Source organism: Thalassomonas actiniarum (assembly GCF_000948975.2).
In the GTDB taxonomy this organism is placed as follows: Bacteria; Pseudomonadota; Gammaproteobacteria; order Enterobacterales; family Alteromonadaceae; genus Thalassomonas; species Thalassomonas actiniarum.
Genome location: NZ_CP059735.1, coordinates 649475 through 673343, shown reverse-complemented (window position 1 = coordinate 673343; position 23869 = coordinate 649475). Strand labels below are relative to the sequence as shown.

19 protein-coding genes and 1 pseudogene are annotated in these 23869 nt (G+C 48.5%); 8 read left to right on the top strand and 12 right to left on the bottom strand.

Going from position 1 to position 23869, the window contains the following annotated elements:
- Window positions 1-4 precede the first annotated feature (4 nt).
- From SG35_RS02930 to SG35_RS02920, 3 genes are all read right to left on the bottom strand, one after another.
- Window positions 5-679, bottom strand: a complete 675-nt coding sequence (locus SG35_RS02930; protein WP_044834991.1) for a hypothetical protein — start codon at window positions 677-679, stop codon at window positions 5-7.
- Between the two features lie 85 nt (window positions 680-764).
- Window positions 765-1349: an RNA polymerase sigma factor gene (locus SG35_RS02925; protein WP_053043319.1), complete on the bottom strand. Its 585-nt coding sequence runs from the start codon at window positions 1347-1349 to the stop codon at window positions 765-767.
- On the bottom strand, window positions 1342-4647 hold the full coding sequence (locus tag SG35_RS02920) for a CHAT domain-containing tetratricopeptide repeat protein (protein WP_044834992.1): 3306 nt from the start codon (window positions 4645-4647) through the stop codon (window positions 1342-1344). The genes SG35_RS02925 and SG35_RS02920 overlap by 8 nt, the downstream gene beginning before the upstream one ends.
- Window positions 4648-4916: 269 nt before the next feature.
- On the opposite strand from SG35_RS02920, the gene SG35_RS02915 reads away from it, so the two are divergent.
- On the top strand, window positions 4917-5282 hold the full coding sequence (locus SG35_RS02915; protein WP_044834993.1) for a hypothetical protein: 366 nt from the start codon (window positions 4917-4919) through the stop codon (window positions 5280-5282).
- Between the two features lie 353 nt (window positions 5283-5635).
- Window positions 5636-6247 carry a hypothetical protein gene (locus tag SG35_RS02910; RefSeq protein ID WP_044834994.1) on the top strand — a complete coding sequence of 204 codons (612 nt, stop codon included), beginning with the start codon at window positions 5636-5638 and terminating at the stop codon, window positions 6245-6247.
- Window positions 6248-6379: 132 nt separating this feature from the next.
- On the opposite strand, the gene SG35_RS02905 is transcribed toward SG35_RS02910, so the two are convergent.
- From SG35_RS02905 to SG35_RS02895, 3 genes are all read right to left on the bottom strand, one after another.
- Window positions 6380-7111 carry a LytR/AlgR family response regulator transcription factor gene (locus tag SG35_RS02905; protein WP_044834995.1) on the bottom strand — a complete coding sequence of 244 codons (732 nt, stop codon included), beginning with the start codon at window positions 7109-7111 and terminating at the stop codon, window positions 6380-6382.
- Window positions 7092-8198 (bottom strand): sensor histidine kinase, encoded by a 1107-nt coding sequence (locus tag SG35_RS02900; protein WP_053043320.1) that lies wholly within the window; start codon window positions 8196-8198, stop codon window positions 7092-7094. Before SG35_RS02900 ends, SG35_RS02905 begins: the two co-directional genes overlap by 20 nt.
- Window positions 8199-8298: 100 nt before the next feature.
- Window positions 8299-9177 carry a nuclear transport factor 2 family protein gene (locus tag SG35_RS02895; protein ID WP_053043321.1) on the bottom strand — a complete coding sequence of 293 codons (879 nt, stop codon included), beginning with the start codon at window positions 9175-9177 and terminating at the stop codon, window positions 8299-8301.
- 148 nt (window positions 9178-9325) lie between these two features.
- Here SG35_RS02895 and SG35_RS02890 point away from each other — a divergent pair, with 148 nt between their 5' ends.
- The 3 genes and pseudogenes from SG35_RS02890 to SG35_RS02880 form a co-directional block, all read left to right on the top strand.
- Window positions 9326-10483, top strand: coding sequence for an AraC family transcriptional regulator (locus SG35_RS02890; protein ID WP_044834996.1), 1158 nt, complete (start codon window positions 9326-9328; stop codon window positions 10481-10483).
- Between the two features lie 71 nt (window positions 10484-10554).
- Window positions 10555-11874 carry a serine hydrolase domain-containing protein gene (locus SG35_RS02885; protein WP_084692919.1) on the top strand — a complete coding sequence of 440 codons (1320 nt, stop codon included), beginning with the start codon at window positions 10555-10557 and terminating at the stop codon, window positions 11872-11874.
- A pseudogene (locus SG35_RS02880) lies at window positions 11868-12230 on the top strand (BCCT family transporter); the annotation flags it as partial. The gene SG35_RS02885 and the pseudogene SG35_RS02880, both read left to right, overlap by 7 nt.
- Window positions 12231-12351: 121 nt before the next feature.
- On the opposite strand, the gene SG35_RS02875 reads toward SG35_RS02880, so the two are convergent.
- On the bottom strand, window positions 12352-13044 hold the full coding sequence (locus tag SG35_RS02875) for a DUF4386 family protein (protein WP_044834999.1): 693 nt from the start codon (window positions 13042-13044) through the stop codon (window positions 12352-12354).
- 223 nt (window positions 13045-13267) lie between these two features.
- On the opposite strand from SG35_RS02875, the gene SG35_RS02870 reads away from it, so the two are divergent.
- On the top strand, window positions 13268-14557 hold the full coding sequence (locus SG35_RS02870; RefSeq protein WP_044835000.1) for a helix-turn-helix domain-containing protein: 1290 nt from the start codon (window positions 13268-13270) through the stop codon (window positions 14555-14557).
- Between the two features lie 11 nt (window positions 14558-14568).
- Here SG35_RS02870 and SG35_RS02865 read toward each other — a convergent pair whose 3' ends face one another.
- The 5 genes from SG35_RS02865 to SG35_RS02845 all read right to left on the bottom strand — a co-directional run bounded on the left by SG35_RS02865 (window position 14569) and on the right by SG35_RS02845 (window position 21517).
- Window positions 14569-15285 carry a hypothetical protein gene (locus SG35_RS02865; protein ID WP_044835001.1) on the bottom strand — a complete coding sequence of 239 codons (717 nt, stop codon included), beginning with the start codon at window positions 15283-15285 and terminating at the stop codon, window positions 14569-14571.
- Between the two features lie 234 nt (window positions 15286-15519).
- The gene (locus tag SG35_RS02860) at window positions 15520-16722 is read right to left on the bottom strand and encodes a DcaP family trimeric outer membrane transporter (protein WP_044835002.1); all 1203 of its coding nucleotides are present in this window, start codon (window positions 16720-16722) and stop codon (window positions 15520-15522) included.
- Between the two features lie 158 nt (window positions 16723-16880).
- Window positions 16881-18776, bottom strand: a complete 1896-nt coding sequence (gene acs, locus SG35_RS02855; RefSeq protein WP_044835003.1) for an acetate--CoA ligase — start codon at window positions 18774-18776, stop codon at window positions 16881-16883.
- A 174-nt stretch (window positions 18777-18950) separates the two neighbouring features.
- On the bottom strand, window positions 18951-19661 hold the full coding sequence (locus SG35_RS02850; RefSeq protein ID WP_236702669.1) for an exonuclease domain-containing protein: 711 nt from the start codon (window positions 19659-19661) through the stop codon (window positions 18951-18953).
- An 8-nt stretch (window positions 19662-19669) separates the two neighbouring features.
- A complete protein-coding gene (locus tag SG35_RS02845; RefSeq protein ID WP_044835004.1) occupies window positions 19670-21517 on the bottom strand; it encodes a putative nucleotidyltransferase substrate binding domain-containing protein in 1848 nt (615 codons plus the stop codon).
- 348 nt (window positions 21518-21865) lie between these two features.
- Here SG35_RS02845 and SG35_RS02840 point away from each other — a divergent pair, with 348 nt between their 5' ends.
- Entirely contained in the window at window positions 21866-22114 is a 249-nt protein-coding gene (locus tag SG35_RS02840; RefSeq protein WP_084692920.1) for a DUF4212 domain-containing protein, read from the top strand.
- Window positions 22115-22116: 2 nt separating this feature from the next.
- Entirely contained in the window at window positions 22117-23853 is a 1737-nt protein-coding gene (locus SG35_RS02835) for a sodium:solute symporter family protein (protein ID WP_044835005.1), read from the top strand.
- Window positions 23854-23869: the final 16 nt, after the last annotated feature.

Sequence of the window (23869 nt, the reverse complement as noted above, 5' to 3'; positions counted from 1 at the left end):
AATCTTAACGACTTACGTCCAATAACCCGGATTTAAGTAACACTTGCCGTTCACCGTCTTCGAGACCGAACAAGTTAAATTGATAACGACCCGCTTGAAGGTAATTTTTCCCTAAATCTATATACAACATACCATCACTGGTTAACTGCAAATCCTCAAGCTGCCACACCGGATCTTCTGCATCCCCTTTACTTAACTGAAAACCGTATAAGGGAAAGTCCATATTTATGATGTCGGTATCTATATAGGCCGACAATATCACCTGTTTATCATCGCGTTTAATAGTTATCGCCTGCTCGGCCCCCCGCAGCTCTGACAACGGCAGATTAACGACAGAAATATGACTGTCGGGGAAACTTTGCTGCGACAGCGTATGATAGAGATAACCCGAAGGCAAAATCGCTAACAGCAGGCTTGCCGCCAATGACCAGGCCGGTACCTGGCGCTGCCACCAGCTTTTATGGCTGCTGATCTGTACAACCTTAGGCTCAGGCGCAACATCGGGTGCTTCGGCAATCATTTCGAGTCCCTGGAATAACCTTTGTGCTAATTCCAGTTGATCCAGGCATTCCTGGTTAGACAAATAAAAAGCTTCAAATTCAGAGGCTTCTTCTTCTGTCATTTGCCGTAGAATATATCTTTCTATCAGCTGTTCTTCTTCCAATCTGGCAGTTTTCATATAGCCCTCCACTCCGGTTTGGACTTACTTCGCAATATTAGTGCAGGCAGGGAGCCGGTTATCCCACCCCAGGCAAAATTTTTTATCAGGGATCGGCCCCGGCCTCGACATATTCATTCCAAAGCTGCTTAAACCGCTGGCGCGCCCTGAACAATACCCGGTTAAAATGCAGCTCATTTAAGCCCAAATCCTGGCAAATTTGCTGTTTCTCTTCTTCTTTAATATAAAACCTCAGGATCAGCTCCCGGTCCCGCGGCGTTTTCATTTCATCCACCAGTTTCCTGACAATCAAGGCGGTGTTATAGCGTTCGATAATCACCTGGGGCTGGCTGGCGGGATCCAGGGTTTGTTCGGTATCAACTTCCGTGGTGGTTTTTTTATGATGGCTGCCCCGATAGATCATCAATAACTGGTTTTTACCTACCTGCACAATAAAGGCCGCCAGCTTGGCCGGATCCTTAAGATCCCCGCCGCGTACTTTTTCAATGACGATACGCCAGGTTTCCTGCGCCAGGTCTTCTGCCAGGGCGCGGTTTCTCGACCTGTGGTTCAACATAAACACAAGACCCCGGTTATAGCGCTGCACCATCTCGGTTTCTGCCGCCGGCTCGCCGTTTAATATTCGCGCCACCAGGTCCCGGGCAACTTCTGCTTCACTCAATTCAGTCAAACCAGGCTCCTCCCGGCCCCTGCAACACAAACCCGGCCCAATAGAAGGGGTCTTTCCAGGGCTTTTGCCGGTTCCTGCGCTGGTAGTTTTTTACCTCCAGCTTGGCCAGGCGCAACGCTTCCCCGGGGGCTTTTTTTTCTTTAAGCAAAAACTGGTAAAACGCCCCCATCAGCTTCGCCGTGGCATCATCCTGAACCGACCACAAGCTGGCCACCACCCGCCTGGTGCCCGCTTCAAAAAATACCCGGCTCAGTCCCTGCAGCCCTTCCCCGTCAATCAACCGGCCCAGGGCGGTTTCACAGCCGCTTAACACTACCAGTTCGGCATTGATATCAAGATTGATAATCTCAGGGGCCAGCAACAAGTTATCGTCGGATAAGGCATTGGAAAGTACCAGGCCTGCCAGCGCAGGTTCGTCGGTACTGGCCAGGCCGTGAGTGGCAAAGTGGATGATCTGATAGTCTGCAAGCGCCTGGGCCCGTAACTGACTTTTACTGGCATTTTTCCGGCTTAACAGGGATACCCGGTTGCCGGCAATTTCAATAATAGAATTCGCTTCTTTTTCGGTATAGGGCAATTCGCCGGTTTCAAATCCGACCCGCACCCGGGCAAACTCTTCATCAGCGTTACCCGCTTGCAACATTGCCGGGTTGGCCAGCAGCAAAATTTTATTGCCCTCACGGCTTTGCACTTCACGGTTTAATAACTGCGACAATACTCCCAAAGAAGGCATATAACTGACCTGCTTACTTTCCACTAAGCTCCCCTGCCCGGGCAGGGTTAACATTGACAGCGGCAGGTAGTTCAAGGCACCGTCCGGGACTATCAGTAAATTATCATATTGCTGCCACGGGATATCCTTGCCGAGAAACAGAGTATCGGAAAGTTGCTTAATCGCCTGTTTTTGCTGCCTGCTGCGATTACTATGCTGACTCCCCGGAGAGTCACGCACCTGCAACAACACCGCCAGCACCTGATCGGACAGCACCTGGTTCGAAGGCAGGCTATATAGCTCGATATTATTTTTAGCAACCGTCCATAAATAACTTTCCCCGGCATTGGTATCAAAATATAAAATCAGCGAGTTTAAATCTAAGCCCTGCTGTATTTGCCTGATATCCGCGGATTTAATTTCCCCGGGTTTATCATCGGCTTTTCCCGTTTGAAAGGCCGCTTCCAGCTGCTGTAACTGATAGGCGGTTTTTCTCGTTTCCCGAATGATCTGCTCCCGGCTGACGGCATCCGCCAGCTGGTGATAACTGATAACCTGCGACTGCAGGGTTTGCTGCAACTGAGCCCGTTTTTTTGCCAGCTCGGGGGGGACAGGCTTGGCTTTGCTGAGATCCCTTAACCATTCATTTAATGTTTGCGAGCGGAACATTTCCGACAGCTCAAGTGTCTCAAGCGCATCCGAGCGGGTATCGCGCATCAGCCCGATTTGCAGACCGATGATTTTTTGTTGTTGCGCCAGAAAACTGCGCCTGAGATCGCCGCGACTGACATGTTGCTGCTGCTGTTGGATATAGGCAATAACCTGATCAAGCGCTTGCACCGCCTGTTTTTTATTGCCATTGACCGCCTCAGCTATCGCCATACGATAACCTGTGGTGATCAAACCTGCATAATCCTTGAGTTCTTGCTGCAGCTGCCTGGCCCGGCGAAAGTAGGCCGATGACTCATGGGTTAAGCCATTGAAAAAGTATACCAGGGCGGACTGGCTATAAAGTCGGCCTTTAACATGACTGTCGTCGGCATCCTGTAAATAATCGAGAGCCTGCTGCTGATAGGTCAGCGCCCGGGCATAATGCTTTTGCTCAAGTGCCGTTTCCGCCAGCCGGTTATAACCGCTGCCGATATCCAGGTGATTGCCGGTTTGCTTATCATAGGCCAGTACTTCCCGGTAATAATCTTCCGCTTTGGCGTAACTGCCAAGACTATTGTGTACCTTACCCAGGAAATAGCGGATATTGATTTGATCCGCCACGGCATTTACCTTGCCGTAAGCCAGGTATGCCTCTTCAAAGACATCCCCGGCCAGCTCAAACATACCGGCATTTAACAATATCTGCGCTTTCGCCTGGAGCGCCCGGGCATGGAAAAAGACATAGGAAAATTTCACACTCTGGGTTAATGCCTGATCAACAAAACGGATGGCCTGATCTATATCTCCCATCCGTCCATAACTGCTGCCTATGCCGATCAGCGCCTGGGCTTCCAGGTTGGGCAACTCCGCCTTGGCGGCAAAAGATCTTGCCTGGTGATAATAATTAAGCGCCAATCCCAGGCTGCCGTGATGAAGATGAGACCAACCAAGATTGATCAAACCTTCAATCGTGCTGCGCCAGTCTCCCGAAGAAATAAAGACCTGATAAGCCTGTTCAAAATATTGTCCGGCCTCCCCCTGGCGCCCTTCTCCCCCGGCAATCAATCCCAGGCGGCTTAAAATTTTCGCCTGCATTAACTTATGCCCTTGCAGCTGCGCCAATTCCCGGGCCCGGGTTAAATAACGGGTGGAGTGTTCAAATTGTTTATTTTCATAAGCGATAACCCCTAAATCGAAGGTGGCGTTTAACCGGTATTGATCCCGGTCATTCTCACTCAGCGCTATCACCCGGGTAACAAACTCCTGCTGCACCTGGTAATTACCAAGCCAGTGAGCCGCCTGGGAGGCCAGATATAAACTTCTGATCTTGGCACCTTTCATTTCGCTATTAACGGCACTGAAGTTATCGGCCAAGGCAATGGCCTTGAGGTAAAGCTTAAATACCTGGTCAAAGTTTGCCTGCTGTTCATCAACTCTAAGCCAGGTTATTGCCGCCCGGGTCATAACCGCAGCAAAATCAATTTCTCCCTGATGGAGCTCTGAAGACAGACTTATCGCCGTTAAGGTATAAGAACCTGATTTGTCGGCATTATTGACGGGAGCAAGCTGCAGCAGACAGCGACTGCAAAGCTCGGCACTGACCAGTACTTTTTCCGGCAGCCAGCTTCTTGCCGGGATGCTGGCGGCAAACACCTCTTTAGCAGGAGAAAAAGAATTGTCGGATAAAACAAGTTTGACGTCGGTATTGGGCTGGCTAACCTCCAACACAATTGCCTGGGAAGCAGCCAGAGAGAAAGAATAGCGGTCCCGGTCCCCCACTATGCCGCTATATGCTATGCCTGGCTCCAGTGACCGGGCGGCTAACTTATCAAGGGCTTGTGCCTGCCTTCCCCATATAAGCAAAAGTAAATAACTCACTAAAACCAGAGAGACAGCCAAATGTTTGCCCCATTTATTAGAAAGATATTTTTTCATCTACATAGCGTAGATTACTTTCACTTTTAAAGAAAAGTTTGAAGGGTCAAATCACTTAGGGCAAGCCATTATCCCCCCCGGCCCGGAGAAAAATACTAAAAACAGCCGACAATTCCTATCTTAACGGGCATTTCTTGCCAGGTTATGACCGGGGTGAGATAAACGGACCTGTGGCAACACTAACTAGACATGGCCGGTGCTTATGCCTGAGGACAGTTAAGCCCCTGACAATGCCGTTCATTTTCAATTCATAGCTGAGGTACAGACCCATGACTGACACAATCTCCGCCGTTATTATGTTTTTCCCCGATGACAGGAAAAAAACAGCCCCCTCCCATTCAATCCTCGCTTGCGAGCGTCTTGAAACACCAACCCCCTTTGTCGCCTCTTTTGAGAAGGTCTCAGAGCATTTTCAGTCGCTGGGGTTTACCGTCAACCGGGCCGATGTTAACCAGTCCATCAGCGGTGACCTGGCACTTTTTAATGAGATATTCGATGACGATATCGAACTCTCCCTCCACCCCCAGACAGGGGATGCCGTGGTTTATTTAGAACACGACTTGCTTATCCCGCCGGAGTTACGTCATGACATATCCAGAATCGTGATCCCGGATGCTCCGGAATATTTTTTATAGCGGCGTTAACCGCAATAAAACAGCCGGGGAGCAATTCATTCCCCGGCTGCGGTTATAACCCCCGGCAAATCTCCCCCGTTTAGTAGAAAAACCAAGCACAAAAAACTTTTCCTTAAATAACAAAAAGCTTCACCACAAAGGACCATTTTACGGCAACAACAGCAAATAACACATGAGATAAAAACAATCCTGCCTGCACCTAGATCATTAAAAGCAGCGCAATCTGCCGGAACCCGTTTGAACACAGTCAACAATAGATAATTTCAGTTAACAGTACCTTTGTCTCAGTCCAAGTCCTATGCCTCGACCTGAACTGGGTGATGATCAATTTGAGGCATAAAGGAAGTCAGATAATGAAAACGCCTACTTTAGTAAAAACCTTTATTGCGGCATCCCTACTGATTACCGCACATAGCTCTATGGCCTACCCCAAGCATGATCCTAATGTTTATGACCTGGGCAACCTCTGGTCAATCACCTTCTACAACGACAGCGCCCCCGGGCACACCCAATGGGCCACCCAGAACATTTGCTACCTGCCCTATGCCGTGGTCGGCACCCATATCCGGGGGAAATGGTACTCCACCACCTACCCCAACTGGCACGGCCATTACTCCCAGGAAGGAGACAGCGTAAAAATGGTCGGTAACTTCTGGGGCGGTAAAGGCAATGACGGCATGACCTTCGATATCGTGACCAGCTCCCGCAACAACCTTGGCGCCGGCCACTGGAACGAATGGGGAGACAATGGCCGCTTCGGCCCGGTTTACGGCTTTGGTAACGCCTTATTCAAACGCATAGGTTACTGCCACAAGATCACCGACTTTACCCAGGCAGATGTGCAAATACGCTACTTAACCAATGGCGAACAAGCCATGTATCCCCAGCAAAGAGGTCAGGAAGACATTAAAGAACCCAGCCCTTATGAGAAGTTATTTAGCCAGGAGTTTGAGATCAGAAAATAACCGGGGCCGGAGTCAATTAACAGCAACAACTTACAATCAGGAGCACCCTGCAGATAAAAAGCCCGGATGCGGGCTTTTTTTATGCCAGAAAGAGTCAGGATGGCAGGCAAGGCTTTGATAAACAGCCAGTTGTTAAAAACTGAGACGCTCTTTTAATAAACTCGCATTTCTTCTTGAGATATCCAGCACTTTGCCATCGCTCATGGTAATAAGATAACCCTCGCTAATTGCTTCCTCTATCGCCTTAACCGCATTTAGATTCACGATATATTGGCGGTTTATCCGGAAAAAGTACTGCCCGGGCAAACGCGCTTCGATCGCACTTAACGATTTTTTAATAAAGGCATTTTTTTGTTCGAAGAAGATCCTGGCATAGTTTTTACAGCTTTCAAAATAATGGATCTCGGCCAGGCTGACCAGGTAACACTGTTCGTTATCTTTTAAAAAAATCTTATCGCTCATTTTCATGGCGGGTTTTGCCTGTGGCTCTAGCGTCAAGCCCTGCTTTAACTCGTCGCCGTTATCCTGTAATTTTTCCAATGCGGTTTCCAGCCGTTTGAAACTGATGGGTTTTAATAAATAATCTATGGTGTGATGTTCAAATGACTTTATCGCATATTCAGAAAACGCCGTGGTAAAAATCACCTTAGGGGAATACGCCAGCTGATTTAACAAATCAAATCCGGAGCCCCCCGGCATATGAATGTCCAGAAACAACAACTCGGGTTGCAGTTGCTCTATCAGTACCAGCGCCCGGGCCGGATTTTCCGCCTCGGCCATCACTTCAATCTCGGGAAAACCTTTTAACATGCGGATCAGCCCCTGGCGGGCCAAACGCGAGTCTTCAATCACAATAGCTTTCATGGCCGGCCTCCCTGGGAATTATCATCTTGGCGATAAATACTGTTTCGCCATTATTAATCTCTAAACTTGCCTTGTCGCCATAAAGTAAGCGTAATCTTTGCCTGATATTATCCAGACCTATTTGGGTACCGGGTTTTAACACTTGATAGCTTAAAGGTTTATCATTGGTTACCGTACATACCAGCTGCTGCTCAAGCACGTTAATATCAAGAGATAAAGTGCCGCCCTCGGGCAAAAGCTCAATGCCGTGTTTAATGGCATTCTCCACCAGTAAATGTATGGTCATCGGCGGCACTAAATAGTGCCCGCAGCGGCTGTCATCATTTAGCTTAAAGTTAAGCCGTTGCTCCAACTGGATAGACTCAAGGTCGATAAATTGCTCAATAATGGCCAGCTCCTGCTGTAGCCCGACTTTCTCATGCTGGCTGGTTTCCAGCGAATACCTTAATAATTCCGACAAGTTAGTGATCATATCATCGGCTTTTTGCTGATTTTCGTGGATCACAAAACGAATGTTGTTTAAGGAGTTAAATAAAAAATGCGGATTAAGCTGATTGCTTAAACTGCTCAGCTGGGCGTCTTTTAAACTGTTCTGCAAACGCAGGTTTTTCAATAAGGCAGCCTGCACCCGGCGGCTGGCCACGGTATAGTTGTAAATAAAACCCCAGCCACAGGCGATCACCTGGTAGGTAAACGCTAAAAACACCAACTGGCTGAGAATCACTTTAACGGCTTTGTCCGGCCCGACACGGGCCAGCTGAAGGTCTAAATAAAAAGATTTCGTCGCCAGGGTCAGTAACACCGCCACCACCAGACCCGCCAGGGCCGAATAGATAAAGACAAATGAAATAATTTTGGCAGTATTAAAGTCTTGCCACCGGTACTTGATATAACAACGGCGAAAACATAGGGCTGTCGGGGTAAACAAGCACATGCCGATCAGGTTCATTACCGTCAGGTTAAAAACATTATTGCCGTAGTAGCTGTGCATAAGAAAATAGGATAACACCACCAGCAAACACCCGGACAAATGGTATAACCAAAAAGTACGGCTTGCAGGCAGCAGGTTTTTTATAAAAATATTCAATACTTTCCTTAACTAAACCAAGTGAGCGAGCAACAGGCAAAAAAGTGTGGCGCCATTATAAATGGAACCACAGTATTAATACCATTGATGCCGCAGTTCTTTAAAACAGATCCCAGTGCTCGACGATTTTGCCTGTATCGTGATCCACACGCCATAAATCAACCAGGGTAAGGTTATCGCCGGCCGAAAAAGTCCACACCAGATCATCCGCCGCCAGGCTGAGGAAGATCTCTAAACCGCCCAGGGTGCGGCTGCTGACAAAGTCACGCAAAGCAGCGCTGCCGTTAGGCACCCACACATTGTGCTGCAAATAGTTTTCATCAACAAGCTCATCAATTAGCGCGATATTCTGGTTATTGAATAAATCCAGATAAAATGCCGTCACCATTTCCTTGTTGGCATCTTCCATTGCTTCCGTCATTAACACCTCAGCATCCTGATAAACATATAAATCGCTAAAGACCGAGTTACCGCTGACCGTGCTCGCCCCCAGCAGCATGGCGATATTCCATTGCTCACTGATCAGGCCGTCGGAGAATTTATAAAGATCAACCATGGCCGAGCCGGAGAATTCATTTTCCGGGGTATCGGAATAATGCCAGTGAACCGCCACGTACTCGCCATCGGCAACCAGATGTTTAATGGTGGCAACATGATCCGGGTTATCGCTGCTCAGTTGATTAAAGTAAGCTTGCTGCCCGGAAAGCCCGGCGGTTATGGCATCATTATGCTGAATAAAGTCCTCCTGATACAGGGAGTAAACCAGCTGAGTGTTGTTGCCATTGATAATCTCGGTATATATTTGCTCAACAGCATACTGGTTGCTGTCCTGGCACTCAACACTCACACAGGGTCCCTGGGGCGGGTTCTCAGGCTGGTCTACACCGGCAACTTCCGGTGATTTGCTGTCATTATCACTGTTGCAGGCAAAAAGGCTGACCAGTAAAAAAGCAGGGATAAGCAGTTTAATCATCTTCATAATAATCCTTTAGTTACATTAAGTTCGGTTAATTAAGTTCATAAAAATACTAAACAATAAGGCTATTTTTGTGTGTAAAAGGTGCCGAGTGGCTTTATTCGGGGATAAGCGGTCAGAAAACAATTTCTTGTGTGTTCGCTGCTGTCAGATGTTAAGATTTCATTCTTTTGCTTATACCGGCCGCCAAAATAAACCGATGACTTTATCTTTCCCCGATATCTTTGATCTCTTGCTGCGCTTTTTAGCCGTAGGACAGTTATCGCTGTTATGTTTATATATTTTATCCAACAGCCGGCAGTTAAAGGCCCTGCTCGGCAGCAGCCTGGCTGTTTGCTTATCCGCCTACCTGTTGCTGACCGCCCCGGTACCGGATCACCATTACGGCATACTCAGGGGCATATTATTGTTTTTTACCGAACTTACCCCCTATCTGTTGTGGTATTTTGCCTTTTCCTTGTTAAACAAGGGGTTAATAGGAGAGAACTTAATAAGTGAGGAGCTATTAAAAGAGCGCTTTCATCCAAAGCACTGGCCGCTGGCAGTTAAAGCTCTGGTAGCCGGGGCCATCTTGTGGTTTTTATACTTTTTTGGCTATTTACAGGGAAGAGGTTTGTTCCATGATATCAATCATGGCCTTCAGCTAATTTTGCTGCTGCATATTATTTTTATCGCCGTCAAAGATCTCAGGGATGATCTGGTGACTGCCAGACGTAACAGTCGCCTGGTCTTAACCCTTGCCAGCTGCGTATATTTTTCTTTAACCCTGCTATTAGAGCTCGGTGACGCTTCATTAAGAGACGCCACCGTATTCAGCATCACTAATGCAAGCCTGGTATTATTATCAACATCCGTGTTTGGCTGGTATTATTTCCGCGGCAGTTTCAAAGATATTTCCCCGCTACCAGCCACAGCTGACAACCAGCAAGAAATCACGGATGCGGCAGCACCTGAAATCCCGGTTGAATATCAAGCCATTTACCAGCAACTTTGCCAGCGAATGGCGGACGGCTTTTATATGCAGTCGCAATTAACCATCACAGCCCTGGCAAGCGAGCTAACGACACCTGAGCACCAGTTACGCAAATTAATTAACCAACATTTAGGGTTTAGAAACTTTTCCGATTTCCTAAACAGCTACCGCCTGGTTGAGGCCTGCTCACAATTGGAAGATATCGAGCATATCCGTAAACCGATTTTAACCCTGGCACTGGAACTGGGTTATGGCTCGGTTGCTACCTTTAACCGGGCTTTTAAAGCGAAAACCGGCAAGTCACCAAAAGAATATCGTGATCATTTTCAAAAATGATCCGCTTTTTTTAAAACCGATAAGCTTTAATAGTCTGATTTTCTTAACCTTTAAACATTCTCAAATCAGGAATGTATGAAATGTTTAAGTTATCAAAAGTAAAGGTTTTCTCCCTGGCTATCACCGGGATTTTCACAGTCATGTTAATATTGGCCTGGCCGGTTTATCAGACCCTGGCCCATAAAAATAAAATAGCCTTCCCGCCGTTTTACCACTTTATTGCCATACCCGAAGAAAGTCCCGGGGGGGAAGTGCTGTATAACCCGGCTTACCAAAATGCTGCCGAACAAATGCAGCCGTTATTAACCCGACATAAAGCCGCTATTAATGCCCCGGCAATTTCGGCCGCCGTGGCGATAGATAACCAACTCATTTGGGCCGGTGTTTCCGGCTGGGCCGATATCGAGGAAAAAACGCCTGTAACTACCGAAAGTCAGTTTAGAATCGGCAGCACCTCCAAGGCCCTGACCGGCACCGCACTGGCCAGAATGGTAGATACCGGGCAAATAGAATTAGACCAACCTATTTCAACTTATATGCAGAACTTGCCCAATCAGCAATGGCAGCAGATCACCCCACGCCAACTGGCTTCACACATGGCGGGCTTACCTCATTATAAAGAAAATACCGACTACCTCGGATTTTATAAAACCCTCGCTTTATCAACGAGATATGAGCAGGTATCAGATGCCTTATCGGTTTTTGACAGCAGCGAGTTATTATTTTCACCCGGCAGCAACTTCAGTTACTCCTCCCTTGGCACGGTTTTATTAAGTGCGGTGATGGAAAATGCGGCGGAGACTCCCTACCTGGACATTATGCAACAGGCTGTTTTTACCCCCTTAAAGATGCAAGCAACCATGGCAGAATTTAAAGGGGAAAGCTCAAGCAATCTGGCCAGCTTTTACTGGAATGACGAAGGGCGTAGCCAAAAAGTCAGGCAGTGGCGCAAAGTCGACCTTAGCCACAGACTCGCCGGCGGCGGTTTTATTTCCACCTCATCTGATCTGGTAAAAATGGGCATGGCGGTTTTACGGGACGATTTTATTTCCCCGGCAACCAGAAAGACCTTTTGGACACCGCAAACCCTGCCCGGTGGCAGTGAAGCCCCGCAAGGTTATTCCCTGGGCTGGCGGGTGCTCACCAGAAAAATCGATAACGAATTGGGCGAGATCACTTTTGCCAATCACGGCGGGGTCTCCAGGGGGGCGCAAAGCTGGCTGATGGTGATCCCCGAATATCAAATGTCGGTGGCGGTCAATATCAATGCCAATACCGAGGTTTTCTGGGATTTTGCCAAAATCTCAATGCAAATTGCCAAAGCCTTTATTCAAGAAAGAAAGGGCCTCTACAGTAAGACAAAAGGGCAAGTAAAAAATAGCGCAGGATAAGGCAAGGGGTCGGCACTTTAGCCAAAAAAGCTATCACTGAGGTGCCACTGGCCGTGCTCCAGATGTTTGAACAGTTACCCGGGAGTCAGGTGATCCCGGTTATCGCTATCGTACTGGCTCTGGTATTTTTCATCACCTCATCAGACTCCGGCTCCCGGGTTATCGACAGCATTACCGCCGGCGGAAAAATAAAGGTCCCGGTGCCGCAACGTATTTTTTAGGCGGCCGCAGGGCTTATTGCCGCCGCCTGATTATGGATTGGCGGCACCCGGGCCATTAAAGCCTTGCAGGCAGGCGCCATCTCAACCGGCCTGCCCTTTACCCTGCGAATGGGACGAAAAACCGAGCGGGACTGACCGGTAAAATATCAATCCAACAGTTCACCGTTAAAACCTTGTAAAATAAAGCTCCAATATAGCCCTTTCCCGGCTAAATTAACGCTTTAGCCGGCAACAAACACCATAAATCAAGACCAGGTTATTTAGCTGCTGCCGTACAAAGACCTGAATGAAGCGCGCTATCTTGTTCCGGCAACTTATTACTGAACATAAAGATGCCTATCCAGATAAACCAGACAATCTGACTCAAACCAAAAATTTCCGTAAGCACATCTGCCGGATAACAGGTTGAGATACCGGCACAACCCACAAAGACCCCTAAGTAAAACAAGGGTTTTGACAAAGCCCGGCTTTTCCATCCGGCCAGGCTTAACAATAATACCCATAAACCACCGACAAGTTCATTACCGCCGCCAATCCCCTCAATAAGCACCATCAAGGTTAACCACATGATCCGGGCCTGCTCAGGCTCGGTCTCAGCCAGCTTAAGCACCGCAGCCATGCCTATGTTGTCGATCATGCCGCTGGCAATGACCAAACCCACCCAGAGAAAACCAAACACACAGGCAAACCGGGATAATGCCTCCGCCTGTACTTTTAACCTTTCATGTAACGCCAGTACCATTACCGCCAGTAAAATACCAAACAACACATAAGCAACCAGGTTCATCACCGACAACAGCAATTGATTATCGGCTAAAAACTGAAATTTCAGCATAACATCGTCGCCTGTCGGATATTGCAAGACCGCCCCGTAAACGATAAAAGCCAGGATATAGATCAGGGCTTGAGAAATTGCAGCAAGTCCACCGAGTTTTTGAAGATTACTCATACTTTTTCCTTATATTTTGCTTTAATTTTTTTACCGGTATAATACCGGAGTGGTTATGATTGCCGGCCAAGTAATAAGATGGCCGTCTTAGCGCTAATACTGACGGATACTGGCCTTGGAGTCGTCCGAGACTACTAGCGCGGACACTTTTTTCACTTGTAATCGTCCTCATAGCAATACAAACGATGCCCTTTAAGACACACAACACACAGGAAAAGTGAACTTGGAAGATCTGCTGCTATTTGCCATTACCATGGCAACACTTGGACAAATAGTCCTGTGTATTCCCCTGCTGCTAGCGGATGCAAAACAAAGGCAAAGTAGACTTCCACTCACCGTCTATTTTTTTGCCAGCGCAGTATTGGCAACCGGCCCGGCAATTTATCTGCTGTTACCCGCCTGGTATAGTCTTTATATAGCGGCGGTATTTCCCGCCTGGTTCCTGCTCGGACCAAGCTTTTACCTTTATGTGCAGGCGCTCACCTCCAGCACGCCCTGGAAAATGCAAGGAAAACATCTGATCCACGTCATTCCCGCCGGATTCGGCCTGGCCATCACAATGTTGGTACTCACACTCACTCCAGAGCAGAGACAGGGGATTTTTATCGACGGTGCAGAGGCTGACTCTGGCCTGCCCCTGCTCACGGTCATTAGCATATTCCTGTCGCTACTCGTATGGATTATACAGTCTATCTTTTATGTCACCCGCATTATGATCTGCTTGTCCCGTTACCGCAAACAGTTAAAGAACTTGTTTGCCAACAACGACAACCGGGAACTTGGCTGGTTATACGCCTTATTGATCCTGGTCGTGAGCACCTGGATATTCTCCCTGCTGGCGATGATGTCGGATTTAGCGCTGGAAAATACGTTAACCAGCCGACTTGAAGCAATACTGTCTCTGGTGCTGGTGTGGAGCCTGGCCTACCTTGGTTTAAGGCAAAAACCTGGCTTCGAAGGCCGCTATGGTGACAGCCAAGTTCTTGAGATTAATCCCCTTGATGATAAGGAAGCTGCTCACAATGCCGGTCATACTAAGAAAATGAATGAAACAGGCGATAGCCAGGCAGTAAGCACAGAGGCGGGCAGTATCGAAACAGAGCAAGAAGAAACCGGCAACAGCAAGAAATACCAGCGCTCCGCCTTAAGTGAGGAACAGGCTTTGCGTATCGCCGAAAAAATCAACACGGTAATGGCGCAGGAGCAACTCTACCTTGACTCTACCCTGTCGTTAAACAAGCTGGCTCAACATCTGGCCATCTCCCCTAACTATATTTCGCAAACCTTAAACGAAACCCTGGACAGCACCTTTTTCGATTTTATCAACCAATGGCGCATCAAAAGCGCCAAGCCGATGATTATCGAGAATAAAGCCAACGTATTAACCATAGCGCTTGAGGTCGGCTTTAATGCCCGCTCCTCTTTTTATAAAGCCTTTAAAAAAGAAACCGGCATGACCCCCGGGGATTTCAGAAAGTCACATGCCGCCGGCACATGCGAACTTGTCGACTAACTATCTGTTCGTCAAGCCTCTTTATCAGCAGTAAAAGTTCCCGGAATAACGGCGTTCACCAGTGATTTAAATGACAAAACCCAGAGAAGTAACAAGCCAACCCAATATATATCGACGCTATCCGCTTTTAACTTACGTACTTTAGGTTTCATATACTGATATGGCAGCAGAGTTCGGTTATTCGAGGCTAATTGATGAATGAGCCCCTCTTCATGCCATATTGAAACTTCCGTCCCCACAGAAAGATTATTGGCAATGGTTTTACAGCGTTTGGCACTGATACTCAGGGCCGAAAAAGCATCCTGATCAACCCCGATAATAAGATCAAAATAAGTTGTTACCCTCTCGGTTTCTTCATTGAGAATTTCTTCTTTATGGCATTCGATAAAATCAATTGTGGCATTGTACTTATGCATATCGGCAATATCTGTCACGATATATTTAGGAATGATAAACGCCAGTACCGCAAGATTCGCCAAAACAAAAGCACAGATAAACAATATCCGACCTGCACCCTTACCTTCGGATGAAAATTCGATAAAGAAATCATCTTCGTCGTCTTCATCCTCATCTTCATCTTCAAGCTGATCCAGCTCACCGTTTTTATGCCTTAGCTCAAGCTCCGCACATAAGCGCTGATATCGTTCGGGATATTTTTCGGCATCAATATTTTCTTTGACATCGAGTAAATCTTGTGAAGAATATTTTGAATAATCAATCGGTACCATATTGCCCTGTCGTTTGAAGCAGTGAAAAGATAATTGTTAAAGTCTTAGCCCAGTAAAAGCAAAGCCTGCACAATAACAACAAAAATCAGCAACTTCAAATCAACAACTATTGGCTTCATCTTATCTCATCAGCCTTTAGAAATTCACGGCTCAAATATATCTTATTCATAAACCAAGCCGGGCTAAAGTCCGTTTCAGCCCAGTTTGCTGTTTTAAGGGATAAATGAAATGTATTTACAGCACATACTTGGCCGAGAACTGCAACCTGTCCAGGTCGCCGTCATAACCGTTTTCCAGCTCGCGGTTGGCCCGGATATATTCCACGCCGATACTTAAGGGCTTAATCGGCGAATAAATCAGGTTCAGATGAATACTGTCTGCAGATTTGGTAGCACTGCGCCCGGTATATTCGATTTTATTATCGGCAGAAAAAGTAGAATAACTTAAGGTCGAACGTAACTTTTCGTTCCACAGATGGCGATAGGCAACAAAGCCGCCATAGCTGTCGATGGCTTCAAGATCCCCCTTGTCATCCAGCACCGCATCACTGGTGATGGCCAAGCCGATATAACGCCCCATGCCCGATCCATAAGAGCCCATAAAACGGATGTCATCGGCGCCCAACTTAATTTTACCCGCAACGCTGACGCCATAAGCCGAGGTGGTACTGTCGTAGTTGGCATCATCAATTTTTAATTGCCGTAACAGTGCGGCAACGCTGAGCTGTCCCCACCCGGCATCATGGTTATAACGGGCAACCATATCCGGCAACGAGCTGTCGTCACAATCAATACGGCCGTTGCCGCCATTGTTCATCACCAGGCTTTCCGGATTTTCCAGCGAGAACTGCCAGTTGCCATAGCTGTAACGCACCATGGCCTGGCGCTCAAAAATAGTGCTTTCTGCCGGCCCCAAGAAATCCAGGGATTCGGGTAGGGCGCCGGTGTTTTGGAAGGTGGTCCAGGTTTGTCCTACCAGCCAGTTATCGTAGCTGATAAAAGCATGGCGCAGCCTCGGCGAATAGCTGTTGGATACCAGCTCATTGCCCCCCGGCGTGGCTAAAAAGTCCATCTCAAGAAATGTTTTAACTTTATGGCCGTCGATATGGGTCAGGGTACTGAAATTAAAGCGTGTCGCCCTGGTGTGGCCATCAAAGGTGGTGGCACCGTCTTCACAATCCTGGCTTTCACATACCGGCACGGTTGAGGGCACATAAAACTGACGGCCAATATTATTGGAGGCCAGCGAGCCGTCGCTAAAATCGCTCCAGAAGGCATCCACTTTCATATAACCGCCGAAAGCAAACTCAGTATCGTTCACCGCATCTTTTAATTTAACCGCAGCCGTTGCCGGTAAAGCCAGTAACAAGGCTGCTGCCAGCGCGCTTTTACCGACGGTTAATTTAGCTGCATTCGTTAAGTGTTTATTCGTAAACATGCTTCTACCCTCTTTTTTATGCACAAACAGGCCTTAAGTGCCTGCCAGACGACGCACCTTTTTATGGTTTTATTATTTATGATGGTGATTTTAAAACTTAAAGCGTCCGGGCCATCCCTGCATTAAATCCGGCTCAAACCGAACACTTTAAGATCGGCTTATTCTTCCAGCGTACTTAAATCGCCTTCGTCCTGGCCTAATGCCCGGGCTTTTAATACCCGGCGCATAATTTTTCCGGAGCGGGTTTTCGGTAGGCTCTCCACAAAAGTTACATCCTCCGGCATGGCAATACGGCCCATTTCTCTGGCAACATGCTCCCTCAGTTCAAGGGCGAGTTCGTCGCTGCCGGCAACCCCTTGCGCTAAAATGGCATAGGTGTGAATGGCGTTGCCTTTTAACTCATGGGGTAAACCTATTGCTGCCGCCTCGGTTACCTGCGGATGGCTGACCAGGGCGCTTTCAATTTCGGCGGTACCCAAACGGTAACCGCTGACCTTCAGCACTTCATCCATACGGCCAATCACCCAGATATAACCGTCATCGTCTTTTTTGGCGCTGTCCCCGGCCAGATAGCGCCATTTGCCGTCAACTTCATTCCAGTACAGGGATTTATAACGCTCGTCATCTTTAAAAATGGTGCGCGCCATACCCGGCCAGGGGTTGTTGATAATAAGTTTGCCTTCTTCATTGGCAGCCACTTCCCGGCCTTCGTCATCCACTATGGTAATTTCGTTGCCGAAGAAAGGTTTAGTGGCAGAGCCCGGCTTTAACGGCGTGATCGGCAATGGACAAATCATCAAACCGCCGGTTTCCGTTTGCCACCAGGTATCAATGATCGGACAATTGCCGTTACCTATCACCTGGTGATACCACTTCCAGGCTTCCGGGTTGATCGGCTCGCCGACACTACCTAACAAACGCAGGCTGGAAAGATCATGTTTTTTCGGCCAGCGATCGCCAAAACGCATCAGGCCGCGGATCGCCGTGGGCGAGGTATATAAAATATTGATGCCGTATTTTTCGATGATCTGCCACCAGCGGTTCGGATAGGGATAGTTGGGGGCCCCCTCATAAAGCATGATGGTCGCGCCGTTAATAAGCGGCCCGTAAACAATATAACTGTGGCCGGTGATCCAGCCGGGATCGGCGGCGCACCACCAGCGATCTTCCGGTTTAATATCAAACGCCATGCGGTGGGTGGTGGAGGTATACACCGAATAACCGCCATGGGTATGTAACATGCCTTTGGGGGAGCCTGTGGTGCCTGAGGTATAAAGAATAAACAGCGGGTCTTCGGCATCAAGCTGTTCAGTGCCGCATTTTGGCGAAGCAATCGGCAAAGCCACCAGGTCATGATACCAGAAATCCCGGGTGGCTTCCATTTCCACCTCAAGGTCATTGTTTTTAACGCAAATACACACTTCTATCGTCGGTGAGCGCTTCATGGCGTTGTCGGCAATGGTTTTTAAATCGATTGCTTTGCCGCGTCGCCAACCGCCGTCTGCGGTGATCAACACCCGGGAGTGGGCATCCTCAATACGCGAAGCCAGGGCATCGGTACTGAACCCGCCGTACACTACGCTGTGGATGGCGCCGATTTTGGCGCAGGCCAGCATGGCAAAAATCAGTTCGGGAATTTGCGGCATGTAAATGGTGACCACATCCCCCTTTTCCACCCCCATGCTTTTCAGCACATTGGCAAACTGGCACACCTCGCGGTTTAAGCCGTTGTAGGAATAGTTGCGAACCTGCCCGTTTTCCCCTTCCCAGATAATCGCCATTTTATTGCGGTTGGCATTGGTTAGATGCCGGTCGACGGCGTTATGGACAATATTGGTTTTGCCGCCGCTAAACCATTGATAAAACGGCGCCTGACTTTCATCCAGGACCTTATCCCACTTTTTATACCAGCCTAAAGTCTCGGCCTGTTCGGCCCAGAATGCTTCGCGGTTATTGATGGAATAGTCATATAACGCCTGATATTCCGGGATATTGGCTTGTTCCATCACATTGATAGAGGGGTTAAAAAGTTCACTGCTGTTTGCGTCGTTCATCAGATCTGCTCCAAAGGGATTATCTATCCTTGAATTCAAGGCAAGGTTAATTGTGCTTGCCCTAGAATCTAGAGGGTTAGGGCAAAAGAATAAATTAGACCTTGGTCTAATACCCTGATAGCGGCCGGGATGAAAAGCGGGATAAAAATCGGATGAACAAGGAAAATAAAGGGCTTACAACAAATAATGTTTAAGCGGCAATTGCTCACCATGATTGGCACAGGCGATTTCAGCCAACAGGAGTTCGGCGGTGGCAAGGGCATCGTTTAAGGCATTGTGGGCAAAATGCGCGGGCAACTGATGGCTTTGCCTTAAGTTGTCAAGGCGTAAATCGGAGGCATCAAAAGGCAAGTCCCTTTTATCCAGCCGCCGTTTGGCCACCATTAAGGTATCGATCACCGGAAAAACCGGCGCCATGCCATAAAGCTCGAGACAGGCCTGGCGCAAGAAGGTGATTTCTATGCGGGCGAAATGCACCAGCATCACTTTACCGGCCAGTGCGGTAAGTATTTTTTCCACCACTTGAGCCAGCTCGGCCCCCTGCTCTTTGGCGCTGTCGGTAATTTGATGGATCACCACATTGTCTTCATCAAGCAGCCCGCGGGTTTTCACTATCTGGTGATACCGGGATTTAAGGCAAATTTCCCCTGTGCTTATTTCAACGAACCCGGCGCTGAGCAGCTGATCTTTTTTGGCATCCAGGCCAGTGGTTTCAAAGTCCAGCGCCAGCACAGGCACCTCAAAAACAGGGGTATTCTTATCGGGAAAAGGGACGGATAAAAATGCTTTTAACGGCCCGTTTGGCGCACGGCCCAGCAAACGTTTCCTGTGGGCCTGGTAACCGAACAGCGCCAGGTGTAATTTATCAAGCAGCTTCATCGACATTATCAAAATTAACCGTAAACACTTTGCCGGACATCCTGCAGGGACTTTACCACCTTAAAGGCGTCTTTAAGGTGCTCCCGCTCAAGCCTGGAAATCTGTTTCGGTGGTAGGAAATTATCGGCTACCTTACCTTGCTGAAGCTGTTTTACCTGATGCTCGATACGTAGCATGCCCATAAATTCGACCGCATCAATCAGATTCTTGGCCGATGCTAAGGTTAACGAAGCGCTGCCACCTACCTGGCGCAGCCGCTCAACGGTGTTCACGGCGCTAACCCCTTCGGCCAGGGCGTAAATCCGGGCAAGATCGACAATCGGCGCTATACCCTTATGTTTTAAGTCCAGGGTATTTTTATTGTCGCCGTTTTTCTCCAGCACAAAATCCCGGAAAAACCCCAGCGGCGGACGCAGGTTCAGGGCATTTTTCGTTAAATGGGCAAGAAACAGGGTATTTCCCCGGGTTTGTTCCAGCATGGTATGGCGCAAGTCCGTCAATAACGACATTTCGCCATAAACAGGCGCTAAATCAAAAAAGATACTGCAATGCATCAGCGCCTTGGGATCGGGTTTGTTGACCCAATTTTCAAAATATTGTCCCCATACCTGCTGGCTTTGCCGCCACTTGGGATTACTCGCCATAACATTGCCCGGGCAATAGGCATAACCGCAGGCGGCCAGACCGTCATTGACAAAAGTGGCCAGATCGTGAAACCAGTAATCATGCTCCGGCTTGGCTTGATCCGAGATGATCAGGGCATTATCCTGGTCTGAGTGGCAACACTGCTCGCGCCGGGCCTGGGAGCCTGCGGCCACCCAGACATAAGGCACCGGGGCCGGGCCGGAGATTTTTTCCGCCATCTCAATCAGGCGCACGGTAAAGGCGGCGGTAATGGCGCTGATGCTTTTACCGACATGGGCGGCGGTAGTGCCGGTTTTAACCATATGCCGCTGTAACTTGGGCACCAGCTTGCTGATTTCCACCAGCTCTTTAATGGTCCCGGCTTTATGGATGGCACCGGTGATATGCACGGCATTTTGCCCTTCCTGTCGGATCAAATCCGTTACCGTGATCATACCCGCCAGTTGGCCGTCCCGGGTAACCGGCAGGTGATGAATTTGTCTGGTCGTCATTAACACCAGGGCATCAAAGGCATTATTATCGGCTTCTATCGAGATCAATTTCCGGGTCATGATATCACTCACCGGCAGCTCAAAAGACAGGCCTTGGGCGACACAACGCTGTCGGATATCTTTGTCGGTCACTATGCCCGCCATCTCTCCCTTTTCGGTCACCAGCAAGGATGAGAGATTAACCTCATTCATTTTGATGGCAGCATCCCTGATCGAGGCACCGGCGGTGATAGTAACGGCGGGGGCACGATAAAAATCGCCGATACTGGTATTCATTAACGTGGCATTGACCACAGCTTGCTCATGAATTTTACTGACCTGGTGCTGCAGCCGTTCGGCAGCGGAAGTATTAAAATACGCCAGCACCTCGGGAAACGGCTGGAGCAAATCAAAGACCAGTTGCCAGTTGATGCTATATAACAAGGTATCTTCATCGGTTTTCACGGCAATTTTAATTTTGTCGTCCGGCAGGCAGAATACCGTGCAGATATCGCCTTCGCCGAACTTCCCTAATAATTCATGCTCCTCATCCAAATAAGATAATGCGCCTTTACGCACTATGTACAAGCGGGGCTCAGTGATATTTTTAGGGGGTAAACTACTGTCTTTTCTCAAATACCCGATATGAATATTTTCCGTGAGTTTGCCTGCGGCTTCATCGGGTAATTTATCAAAAGGAGGAGATGCCTTGATAAAATCGCGGATTTCGGTCAGTTCAGCATTCATGTACTTCACCCCTTTTAATTCAGGCTATTATCATCTAGCGCTATGATTTCATATGTTATTTAACCCGCTATCACCAGGCAGGGTCAACAGGGAATTGCCCAACCTAGACTAAAGTTTAATATCCCCGGGCGAGAAAGATTGCTAACTTTAGGTTCAAGTTAGTCGGTATCACTGATATAACTGAACGCAAATGTGGCCATTATTGTTTATTACAAAATAAAGTCCGGCAGTCGCTTTTTTAACAAAGAAGCTTTTTTAATAAGCAATAACCACCACTTTAATTAAAACAAAATCATGCCTTTGGCATGGTAATAATAATGAATAGCTCTGTGTCAAAAGGAGAGTCTTGTGGGAAGTAACCAATCATATTGGCAGAAAAATCTGCGCTTAATCATGATATGCCTGCTCATCTGGTTTATCGTTTCTTTTGGTTTTGGCCTGCTGCTGGTTGAACCGTTAAATAACTTTAGCTTAGGCGGCTACAAACTCGGCTTCTGGTTTGCCCAGCAAGGCTCCATCTATACCTTTGTCGCCCTGATCTTCTGGTATTCATCAAAAATGAATAAGCTGGATAAAGAACACGGCGTTGAGGAATAATCATGGATGAATTAAAACTCTATACCTATATTGCCGTTTTCGGCTCGTTTGGCCTTTATTTTGCCATAGCCTGGTGGGCGAGAGCAGGCTCCACCAGCGACTTCTATGTTGCCGGCGGCGGGGTCAGCCCGATTCAAAACGGTATGGCCATAGGCGCCGACTGGATGAGTGCCGCTTCCTTTATCTCCATGGCGGGGATGATCGCCTTCTTAGGTTACGGCGGCTCGGTGTTTTTAATGGGCTGGACCGGCGGTTATGTGCTGCTGGCCATGCTGCTGGCCCCCTATATGCGCAAGCACGGCAAGTTTACCGTGCCGGAATTTATCTCTGACCGCTATTATTCAAAAACCGCCCGCATCGTCGCCGTGATCTGTTTAATTATCGCTTCCCTGACCTATATTATCGGCCAGATGAAAGGGGTCGGTGTCGCCTTCTCCCGCTTTTTAGAAGTTGATTACGGTTTAGGGCTGGGCATAGGCATGGCAGTGGTCTGGGTCTATGCGGTGCTTGGCGGCATGAAAGGCATTACCTATACCCAGATTGCCCAATACTGCGTACTGATCTTCGCCTATACCATTCCGGCAATCTTTATTTCCTTCCAGCTCACCGGCAACCCGATCCCCCAGCTGGGACTGGGCAGCACCCTGGCCGACGGCAGCGGCGTATACCTTTTGGATAAGCTGGATATGGTAGTGACAGATCTCGGCTTTAAGGAATATACCACCTCGTCGATGGGCAACAGCCTGAACATGTTTGCCTATACTATGTCGCTGATGATAGGCACCGCAGGTCTGCCCCATGTGATCATGCGCTTCTTTACCGTGCCCAGCGTCAAAGCGGCCCGCTCCTCTGCCGGTTATGCCCTGGTCTTTATTGCCCTGCTTTATACCGTGGCCCCGGCCGTTGGCGCCATGGCCCGTTTAAACCTGATGAATACCATAGAGCCTGCGGCGGGCCAGAACATGGTTTATGCCGAACGCCCCCAATGGTTTAAAGACTGGGAAAAAACCGGCCTGTTGAAGTTTGAAGATAAAAACAACGACGGCAAAGTACAATACGTTGCCGATCCGGAGAAAAATGAAATGGTCAAAGTGGACCGCGACATCATGGTACTGGCCAACCCCGCCATTGCCAACCTCCCCAACTGGGTCATTGCCCTGGTGGCCGCAGGCGGCCTGGCGGCAGCCTTATCCACGGCGGCAGGTTTGCTCCTGGCAATCTCTTCATCTATCTCCCATGATTTGATGAAGGGGGTATTAACGCCAGATCTGTCGGAGAAAAACGAGTTGCTGGCAGGACGCGTGGTGATGACATTATCCATTCTGGTTGCCGGTTATCTCGGGCTCAATCCGCCCGGATTCGCCGCGGGAACTGTAGCCCTGGCCTTTGGCCTGGCGGCTTCGAGCATTTTCCCGGCATTGATGATGGGCATCTTCTCCAAGAAAATGAGCGGCACTGCCGCCGTGTGGGGCATGTGCAGCGGGATCGGCATTACCATGCTGTATGTATTCCAGCATAAGGGCATCATGTTTATTCAGGGCACTTCCTTCTTAGGCCCGCTGGAGCCCAACTGGTTCTTAGGCATTTCACCCAATGCCTTTGGTGCAGTCGGCGCCTTGGTGAACTTTGCCGTGGCCTTTATCGTGCTAAAGGCCAAAGGACCGGCACCGGCAGAAATCCAGCAACTGGTTGAAAACTTCCGTATTCCGGCGGGTGCCGGCGCGGCCCACAACCATTAATTTTCCCTGACCATGT

What these genes read in the sequence shown, in the direction of transcription:
- SG35_RS02845 (WP_044835004.1), bottom strand. Translation starts at nt 21,517, where the DNA reads ATGAATGCTGAACTGACCGAAATCCGCGATTTTATCAAGGCATCTCCT.
- SG35_RS02910 (WP_044834994.1), top strand. Translation starts at nt 5,636, where the DNA reads ATGAAAACGCCTACTTTAGTAAAAACCTTTATTGCGGCATCCCTACTG.
- SG35_RS02885 (WP_084692919.1), top strand. Translation starts at nt 10,555, where the DNA reads ATGTATGAAATGTTTAAGTTATCAAAAGTAAAGGTTTTCTCCCTGGCT.
- acs (WP_044835003.1), bottom strand. Translation starts at nt 18,776, where the DNA reads ATGAACGACGCAAACAGCAGTGAACTTTTTAACCCCTCTATCAATGTG.
- SG35_RS02895 (WP_053043321.1), bottom strand. Translation starts at nt 9,177, where the DNA reads ATGAAGATGATTAAACTGCTTATCCCTGCTTTTTTACTGGTCAGCCTT.
- SG35_RS02905 (WP_044834995.1), bottom strand. Translation starts at nt 7,111, where the DNA reads ATGAAAGCTATTGTGATTGAAGACTCGCGTTTGGCCCGCCAGGGGCTG.
- SG35_RS02930 (WP_044834991.1), bottom strand. Translation starts at nt 679, where the DNA reads ATGAAAACTGCCAGATTGGAAGAAGAACAGCTGATAGAAAGATATATT.
- SG35_RS02865 (WP_044835001.1), bottom strand. Translation starts at nt 15,285, where the DNA reads ATGGTACCGATTGATTATTCAAAATATTCTTCACAAGATTTACTCGAT.
- SG35_RS02860 (WP_044835002.1), bottom strand. Translation starts at nt 16,722, where the DNA reads ATGTTTACGAATAAACACTTAACGAATGCAGCTAAATTAACCGTCGGT.
- SG35_RS02835 (WP_044835005.1), top strand. Translation starts at nt 22,117, where the DNA reads ATGGATGAATTAAAACTCTATACCTATATTGCCGTTTTCGGCTCGTTT.
- SG35_RS02920 (WP_044834992.1), bottom strand. Translation starts at nt 4,647, where the DNA reads ATGAAAAAATATCTTTCTAATAAATGGGGCAAACATTTGGCTGTCTCT.
- SG35_RS02915 (WP_044834993.1), top strand. Translation starts at nt 4,917, where the DNA reads ATGACTGACACAATCTCCGCCGTTATTATGTTTTTCCCCGATGACAGG.
- SG35_RS02850 (WP_236702669.1), bottom strand. Translation starts at nt 19,661, where the DNA reads ATGTCGATGAAGCTGCTTGATAAATTACACCTGGCGCTGTTCGGTTAC.
- SG35_RS02890 (WP_044834996.1), top strand. Translation starts at nt 9,326, where the DNA reads ATGTTAAGATTTCATTCTTTTGCTTATACCGGCCGCCAAAATAAACCG.
- SG35_RS02875 (WP_044834999.1), bottom strand. Translation starts at nt 13,044, where the DNA reads ATGAGTAATCTTCAAAAACTCGGTGGACTTGCTGCAATTTCTCAAGCC.